Here is a 7860-nt window from a genome sequence, read left to right on the forward strand (position 1 = left end):
CACCTGAGTCCTGAAAGGCAGGCCTCAAGCGTAGCGACACCTGTCAGACGCTCCCCGCTGATCCGCGAAGAACCAAAGAACAGGCCTTTCCCGCCGGGCCCAAGGCCCGCAAGCGGATGCGGCACCGCGATTGGCACACTCGCCGTCCATGGCTAGGGTGCCGACGGAGCGCATCCTGCGCCGCCCCGCCGGTATTCGCGACTCCCATTGGGTCCTGCCCGCCTACGAACGGCAGCGCCTCGCGAAGCGAGGCGCTGGCCCTGCGTCATTTCGCCGCTTGCGGCTGCGCTGCCTTCGCGAAATCCCCGGCCAGGTACACGCTCAGCTTCGACGGATCCAGGTGCCGGCGGATCGCGGCGTTCACCTCGTCGACCGTGAGCGCCGCCAGGCGCGCGTCGAGCTCGGCCTGGTACTGCATGCTGCGGCCGTAGTAGAGGTTCGACGCCAGCGTTCCCGCGACGTTGCCGTCCGACGCGCGCGCCTGGCGGCGCTGGGTCAGCAGGCCGGACACCGCATCGCGCAGTTCCTCGGCGGTCACGCCGTCGCGCACGAAGCGGGAAAGCTCCTCGCGCAGCGCCGCTTCCACCTTCTCGGCGTTCTGCGGCGCGGCGATGGCCTGCACGGCGAGGTAGCCGGCGTCGTCGCGGCCTTCGCGGCTGGCGTCGGCGGCGATGCTGCTGCCCACGCCGTAGCTCAGGCCGTCCTTCTGGCGGATGCGGTCGCCCAGGCGCGACTTCATGCCGCCGCCGCCGAGGATGGAATTGGCGACCAGCAGCGCCGGATAGTCGGGGTCGCGGTCGTTGAGCGAGATGTTGTGGCGTGCCAGCACCACGGCATTGGCCTTGTCCGGCGCCTCGAGGCGTTCGCGCTCGGGCGCGACGTCGACATGCTTCGTGGAGATCGGCGCGAAGCGCACCGGTGCGCGCCAGCCAGCGAACAGGGCCTCCAGCTGCGCGCGCATGGCGGCGGCGTCGAAATCGCCCACCACGCTGATTTCGCCCTCGGCGGTGCCGTAGAAGCGCTCGTGGAAGCGGCGCACGTCCTCGAGCTTCAGCGCGCGCAGCTCGGCGATGGACTCGTCGATGGAGCGGTGGCGAAGCGGGTGGTCCTTCGGCCAGACGTCGAAGTGCTCGCCCATGGCCTGCGCGGCGAGGGTGCCCGGCTCCTTGCGTGCGGCTTCCAGGCCGGTGATCGCCTGCAGGCGGTACTGCTCGAACTCGGCCTCGGAGAAGGCGGGGTTGCGCAACAGGTCGGCTGCCAGCGCCAGCGCATCGGCGACGTTCTCGCGGCGCGAGGTCAGGCCGATGCCGGCCGACTGCAGGCCGCCGCCCACCGACCACTCGGTACGCAGGGCCTCGAAGCGCTGCGCGACCTGCTCGCGCGTGAGCGTCTTCGAGCCCCGCGCAAGCAGTGCGCCGGCCACGCTGCCCGCGGGCGAGGGGCTGGCCTTGAGCTCGTCGAGCGCGCCGAAACGGAAGGTCGCGCTCACGACCACGGTGTCGCCGCGCGTGTCCTTGGGCAGCAGAGCCACCTTCAGGCCGTCGCCGAGGGTGAAGGTCTGCGTGCGCTTGTCGATGTTCTCGGGCGTGGCGTCGAAGGCTTCGCCCGCTGCGACCGCGGCCTTGCCCGTGTAGCCGGCGAGCACGCTCTCGGCGCTGGGTGCGGGCGGCAGTTCGACGCGGTCAGGCGCCTGGGTGGGCACGAAGCGGCCGAGCGTGCGGTTGCTGGGCTTGAAATAGGTGCGTGCGACGCGGTTGACCTCGTCGGCGGTGACCTTCTCGATGCGGTCGCGCTGCAGGAAGGGCAGGCGCCAGTCGCCATTGGCCACGCCGGAGGTGAGCGACATGCCCACCGCGTTGACGTCGGTCATCATCAGCTCGAAGCCGTTGGCGATGCGTTGCCTGGCCTGCGCGACCTCGTCCGCGCTGACCGGACGCGCGGCGATGTCCTCGATCTGCTTCAGCAGCTCGGCCTCGACCTTTGCCGGGTCCCCGTCCTTCGGATAGGCGGCGACGATCGACGCCAGGCCGGCGTCGCGCATCAGGCCGGGTACCGCGCCGATGCCGGCCGCGAGCTTGGTCTCGACCAGCGCCTTGTGCAGGCGCCCGGTGGGCACGTCGCCGAGCACGTTGAACAGCACGGTGAGCGCGGCGCTGTCGGGATGCGCGTAGGCGGGCAGGTGGTAGGCGAGCATGGCGATGCGCAGGTCGCCGGCGCGGCGCACGGTGACTTCGCGCTCGCCGTCCTGCGCCGCGTCCATGGTGTAGAAGCGCGGCATCGCGGTGGCGGGGCGCCGGATCGGGCCGAAGGCCTTGGCGACCTGCGCCAGCGTGCGCGCCGGATCGATGCGGCCGGCGACCACCAGCGTCGCGTTGTCCGGGCGGTACCAGGTCCGGTAGAAGGCCTGCAGGCGCTCGATCGGCACGTTCTCCACGTCCGAGCGCGCGCCGATGGTGGTGTTGCCGTAGTTGTGCCACTGGTAGGCCATCGCGCGCACGCGCTGGCTAAGCACGCCGCCGGGGTTGTTCTCGCCGGCCTCGAGCTCGTTGCGCACCACGGTCATCTCGCTGTCGAGGTCCTTCTTCGCGACGAAGGAATTGACCATGCGGTCGGCCTCCAGCGCGAGCAGCCAGGCCAGCGTCTCGTCGCTGGCCGGGAACGAGCCGAAGTAGTTGGTGCGATCCAGCGAGGTCGTGGCGTTGTAGCCGATGCCGCGCTTCTTCATTTCCGCGGGGATCTCCCGGTGCTTCGGCGTGCCCTTGAACAGCAGGTGCTCCAGCAGGTGCGCCATGCCGGTCTCGCCGTAGTTCTCGTGCACCGAGCCCACGCCGTAGGTGATGTTCACCGTGACGGTGGGCTTGCTTGCGTCGGGGAACAGCAGCACGCGCAGCCCGTTGGCGAGGCGGTACTCGCAGATGCCCTCGACGCAGGGACCGGCGGCGACGCCGCTGGGCAGGGCAACCGCCGATGCGACGGCGGCGGGCGGCGCCGCGGGCACCTGTGCGCTGGCGAGGACGGGGCTGAGGGCGATCGCGCAGGCGAGCGCGAGAAGGCAGAGGCGGGTCCGTGGCATGTCGAGTCCTGTGAGGTCGTGCGGCGCCTGTAGCGCGCGTGCAGTCAGTGTCGCGTGCGGCCGCGCGCGACGCCAGCGCGTGGGTGCGTTCGTCGCCTCTGCGGGCCGTGACTACTGCCCCAGCGCCTCCTCGAACAGCTCGCGGATGCGGCGGTACTGGTCGTACCAGGCCTCCGGGTGCGCGTAGGCATGGCGCTCCATCGGATAGCTCGCGAGCTCCCACTTGTCCTTCTTCAGCTCGATGAGGCGCTGGGCCATCATCACCGAGTCCTTGTAGAAGACGTTGTCGTCGATCATGCCGTGCGCGATCAGCAGGTGGTCCTGCAGGTTCTGCGCGAACTCCATGGGCGAGGAGCGCTGGTAGGCCTCGGGGTCGAGCTCGGGCGTGTTGAGGATGTTGCTCGTGTATTCGTGGTTGTACTGCGACCAGTCGGTGACCGGGCGCAGCGCGGCGCCGGCCTTGAACGTGCCGGGCTTCTTGAACAGCGCCATGAAGGTCATGAAGCCGCCGTAGCTGCCGCCGTAGATGCCGGCGCGCGAGACGTCGCCCTGCTTCTCGCGGCCGAGCCAGGCCAGGCCGTCGAGGTAGTCCTGCAGCTCGGGCGTGCCCATGCGGCGGTAGATCGCCGTGCGCCAGTCGCGGCCGTAGCCTTCGGAGGCGCGGAAGTCGAGGTCGAGCACGACGTAGCCGGCGTCCACCAGCAGGTTGTGGAACATCTGCTCGCGGAAGTAGGTGGGGTACCTGTCGTGCACGTTCTGCAGGTAGCCGGCCCCGTGCACGAACATCACGATCGGGTACTTCTTCCCGGGCTCGGGGTTCTTCGGGCCGTAGTACTTGCCCCAGATGGTGCCGGCGCCGTCGGAGCTGGGCACCTTCACGATCTCCGGCTCGATCCAGCCGATCGCCTTGAACTGCGCGCTGCGGGTGTCGGTCAGGTCGCGCGCGGTGCCGCCGTTCGATGCGACGACGGCGAGCTGCGGCGGCAGGTAGCTGTCGGAATGGCGCACGAGCAGCTGCGTGCCGTCGGGCGAGAGCGCGAAGTCCTCGACGCCGTCGAGCGAGGTGAGCTCGCGCACCTCGCCCCCGCGCGCAGGCACCGCGCAGACCTCGTAGTCGCCCGGCCACGCGCGGTTGCAGGTGAACAGGAAGCGCGAGCCGTCCGGCGCGAGCATCGGAGACGAGACTTCCCACCTGCCCGACGTGAGCGCGGTGGCCTGGCCCGGCGCGTCGCTCACGTACAGGTGCGAGTAACCCGTCTTTTCCGACAGGAACCACAGGCGGTCGCGGCCCTCGGCGGGGATCCAGCCGAACTCGTTGAAGTTCCAGTTGATCCAGGCCGGGTCGGTGAGGCGGTCGCGCACCACGAGCTTGGCGGCCGCGGTGTCGACGCTGGCGATCCAGCGGTCCTTGTTGTCGACCGCGCGCACCAGCACGGCGGCATCGCGGCCGTCGCTGCTCCAGTGGATGGCCGGGCCGGTGCCGTCGCCATCGGTCTCGATGCGCACGTCGCGGATGCCCTCCAGCGGCTTCTGGCCAGCGGCCTTGCGCAGATCGGCGAGCGGATCGGCCTTGATGCCGGGCAGCTGGTCGAACTTGAGCTCGCGCACGGTGCCGGTCGCGGTCTCGACCAGCCACAGGCGATGCGGCGCCGGCGCGTTGCGGCCCACGCGCGTGCGCACTTCCTCGAACTCCTCGTAGCCCGATTCGGTGACGTACTTGGGCATCTTGCCCGGCGTGCCGAGGTCGGCCCCCTTGGCATAGGTGACCGCCAGCAGCCAGCGGCCGTCGGGGGACAGCGCGCTGTCGACGAGGTTGACGTCCTTGCCCAGGTAGGCCGGCACGGGTGCGCGCGTGGGATCGGCGGCCCGCCAGGCCTCCTCCTGCTCGCGCGCGGCCTCGCGGCGCTCGCGGTCGGTGCGCAGGGTGTCGATGTAGCGCAGCTGGCGATCGCGCAGGTCATCAGGTTTGAGCGGCTTGCCCGGATCGTCCTCGGTCTTCAGCACCGCGGCCTGCCAGACGCCGCGGCCCTCGCGCCAGCCGAACCAGTCGTTGCCGGCGCGGAAGACCAGCTGGCCGTCCTCGCCCCACTGCGGGCGCGTCTCGGCCGCATCCGTGCGGGTGACCTGGGTGAGCGCGCCGGTGCGCAGGTCGCGCACGAAGATGTCGCCGTTGCGCGAGAAGGCCATGCGCGCACCGCCGGGCTCGACCACCGCGCGCGGGCCGTCGATCGCGCCGCGTTCGGCGCCGTCGACCTTCGCCGCAGCGCCGCCCGCGACCGGCACGCGGAAGGTGTCGCGGATCGTCGCGCCGGTGCGCTTCTGCGTGTAGTACGCGGTGCGGCCGTCCCAGGACCACCAGGCCTGCTCGACCGCATTGCCGATCCAGTCCGGATCGGCCATGGCCTGGTCGAGCGTGATGCGGGGGGTCTGCGCGGAGGCGAGCGGCGCGAGGCCGGCGAGCAGCGCGGCGGTCAGGAGCGGTCGGCGCATGGACGGGTCCGTCGAACGAAGTCGGCGGAGGGTAGCAGCCGCTGCCGGGGCGCCGGCTGTGGCGAAGGTCACCGATGCGCGGTCGGGCCCTCGCGGCCGGTGGTCGAGCTGCGCTGCGCGGCAGGATGCGCAGCGGCCAGCGAGTCGCCGTCCACCGCGGCCAGGCCGCAGGGCGCCGGCCCGTTGAGGCAGCGCCCGTCGCGCGCGTCGAAGCGCGAGCCGTGCACCGGGCAGTCGAACGAGCACTCGGCACGGTTGAACGAGACGATGCCGCCCAGGTGCGGGCAGACCGCCGAGTGCGCATGCAGCTGGCCGTCGTGGTCGCGGTAGACCGCGCGCTGGGACAGGCCGTCGCGCACGATCGCGCCTTCGCCCGGCGCGATCTCGTCCACCGAAGCCACGTCGCCCGGCGTCACCAGGTCCTTGTACTGCGCGACCATGTTCGCGTTCTCGCTCGCGTACTCGCGCAGCGCGCCGGCGTGCAGGTTGCGGCGCGCCGGGTCGTAGAGCTCGGCATACGGCGCGGGCCGGCCGGTGATCAGTTCGGCGATGGTGATGCCCGCCAGGGTGCCGTGCGTGATGCCATTGCCCGAGTCGCCGGTGGCGATGTACACGTTGCGGCGCTGCACGCCCGGGTTGTGGCCGAAGTAGCCGAGCGAGTCCACGGGCTCGTAGACCTGCCCGCTCCAGCGGTGGCCCACCGCGCCCGCGGCGGGGATCCAGCGCCGCGTCCAGTCCTCGAGCTTCGCCCAGGCGCCCTCGGGATTCGGCTCCTGGCCGACCTTGTGGTCCTCGCCGCCGACGATCAGCCAGTCGCGGCCGTCGATGCGCGCGGTGCGCACGTAGTGGTAGGGGTCCTGCGTGTCCCAGAGCAGGATCGCCGGCAGCGCATCGCGCTCGAGCTCGAAGGCCACCACGTAGGTGCGGTAGGGGCCCTGCTTGGTGTGCATGGTCACGCGGTCGTTGAACGGCGTGTTGGCGGCCACCACCACCGCGCGGGCCTGCACGTGCGCGCCGCGGTCGGTCTTGACCTCGACCACGTCGCCGTCGTCGAGGTCGTGCACGTGGGTCTGCCCGTGGATGCGCCCGCCCAGCCGCGTCACCGCGCGCGCCAGGCCGGCCATGTACTTCGTGGCGTGGAACTGCGCCTGCCGGCGGAAGCGCAGCGCGCGGCCGAAGGCGGACCATTCGCCGGGCGGCGCGTCGACCCGGTCGACCTCGAGCCCCGCGCGGCGCGCGGCCTCGTATTCCTGCTCGAGCTCCTCGCGGTTCTCCGCGTCCTCGCCGAGCACCAGGTAGCCGTCGACGTATTCGAAGTCGGGGTCGATGCCTTCTTCCCGGCAGATGCGCTCGATGCGCGCGATCGCCTCGCGGTGGCTGCGCGCGGCCAGGCGCGCGCCGTCCTCGCCGTGCAGCCGCTCGAGCTCGTGGAAGCGGTCGTCGAGCGCGTCGCACAGGTGCGCGGTGGTGCGCGCGGTCTGCCCGGCGGCGATGCCGGCCTGGTCGAGCACGACCACCTCGCGCCCGGCGCGCAAGAGCTCGTAGGCCGTGGTGAGGCCGGCGATGCCGGCGCCGATCACGCAGACGTCGGCCTGTACGTGGGCATCCAGCGGCGGCGCCTGCGGGACCAGCGCGGTGGCGGACCAGAGGGAGGTGCTGCCGGTCTGTCGATGCTCGCTCATGGCACGGCTCCGCTGCGCGGGAAAACCCCACTGTCCGACGCGGCCGGTGAAACCGCCGTCACCGGGGCGCGGCGTTCGCCCGTGCACGTGCCGGGTATGCTGTGCGTTCGCCCGACCGGCTCCGCGCCTCGCATGCACGCCTACGTCTACAAGAGCCTGCGAAAGGCCGACACCTACGTCTACCTCGCCACGCGCGACGGCTTCGACGCGCTGCCGCCGCCGGTGCGCGAGGCGCTGGGCGGGCTGGAGTTCGTGCTCGAAGTCGTGCTGACGCCCGAACGCCGCCTGGCGCGGGTGGACGCGCAGCAGGTGCGCGAGGCGCTGGGCGCGCGCGGCTTCTTCGTGCAGGTGCCGCCGCCGCCCGACGCGGCCGCCTACGACGCCACCGAGTTCTACCGGAGCCGCGATGCCTGAACGCATGGCCCGCGGCCTCGCGCCCGCGCTCGTCGCGGCCGGCCTGGTGCTGGTGATCCTCGGCTGGCTGCCGGCGCCCTGGGGCGCCGCCGCCGCGTTGCTCGCGCAACCGCTGCTGGCCGTGGGGCTGGCGCTGCGTGCACAGGCGCTGGCCGAGATCGGCCACTACCACGAGGCCTACGGAATGCTCGCCGCCCTGCG

At 71.8% G+C, this 7860-nt stretch carries 5 protein-coding genes; 2 read left to right on the forward strand and 3 right to left on the reverse strand.

Translation table 11 applies throughout. The features are described 5' to 3' along the window. Window positions 1-265: 265 nt before the first annotated feature. The 3 genes from EYQ95_RS25320 to EYQ95_RS25330 all read right to left on the reverse strand — a co-directional run bounded on the left by EYQ95_RS25320 (window position 266) and on the right by EYQ95_RS25330 (window position 7245). A complete protein-coding gene (locus EYQ95_RS25320) occupies window positions 266-3073 on the reverse strand; it encodes a pitrilysin family protein (protein WP_132331844.1) in 2808 nt (935 codons plus the stop codon). A gap of 111 nt (window positions 3074-3184) precedes the next feature. Beyond that, complete coding sequence (locus EYQ95_RS25325; RefSeq protein ID WP_132331846.1) at window positions 3185-5563, reverse strand: S9 family peptidase; 2379 nt, start codon at window positions 5561-5563, stop codon at window positions 3185-3187. A 68-nt stretch (window positions 5564-5631) separates the two neighbouring features. After that, a complete protein-coding gene (locus EYQ95_RS25330; protein WP_132331848.1) occupies window positions 5632-7245 on the reverse strand; it encodes an FAD-dependent oxidoreductase in 1614 nt (537 codons plus the stop codon). 132 nt (window positions 7246-7377) lie between these two features. Between EYQ95_RS25330 and EYQ95_RS25335 the strand changes: the two genes are divergently transcribed. Continuing rightward, on the forward strand, window positions 7378-7659 hold the full coding sequence (locus tag EYQ95_RS25335; protein WP_132331850.1) for a YcgL domain-containing protein: 282 nt from the start codon (window positions 7378-7380) through the stop codon (window positions 7657-7659). Continuing rightward, window positions 7652-7860, forward strand: a 209-nt coding sequence (locus EYQ95_RS25340; protein WP_132331852.1) for a hypothetical protein, incomplete at its 3' end; no start/stop codon positions are given. The genes EYQ95_RS25335 and EYQ95_RS25340, both read left to right, overlap by 8 nt.

The organism is Lysobacter sp. N42 (assembly GCF_004344885.1).

Bases quoted from the DNA above. Each gene is read 5' to 3' on its own strand.
- EYQ95_RS25335 (WP_132331850.1), top strand. From the start codon at position 7,378: ATGCACGCCTACGTCTACAAGAGCCTGCGAAAGGCCGACACCTACGTC.
- EYQ95_RS25320 (WP_132331844.1), bottom strand. From the start codon at position 3,073: ATGCCACGGACCCGCCTCTGCCTTCTCGCGCTCGCCTGCGCGATCGCC.
- EYQ95_RS25330 (WP_132331848.1), bottom strand. From the start codon at position 7,245: ATGAGCGAGCATCGACAGACCGGCAGCACCTCCCTCTGGTCCGCCACC.
- EYQ95_RS25325 (WP_132331846.1), bottom strand. From the start codon at position 5,563: ATGCGCCGACCGCTCCTGACCGCCGCGCTGCTCGCCGGCCTCGCGCCG.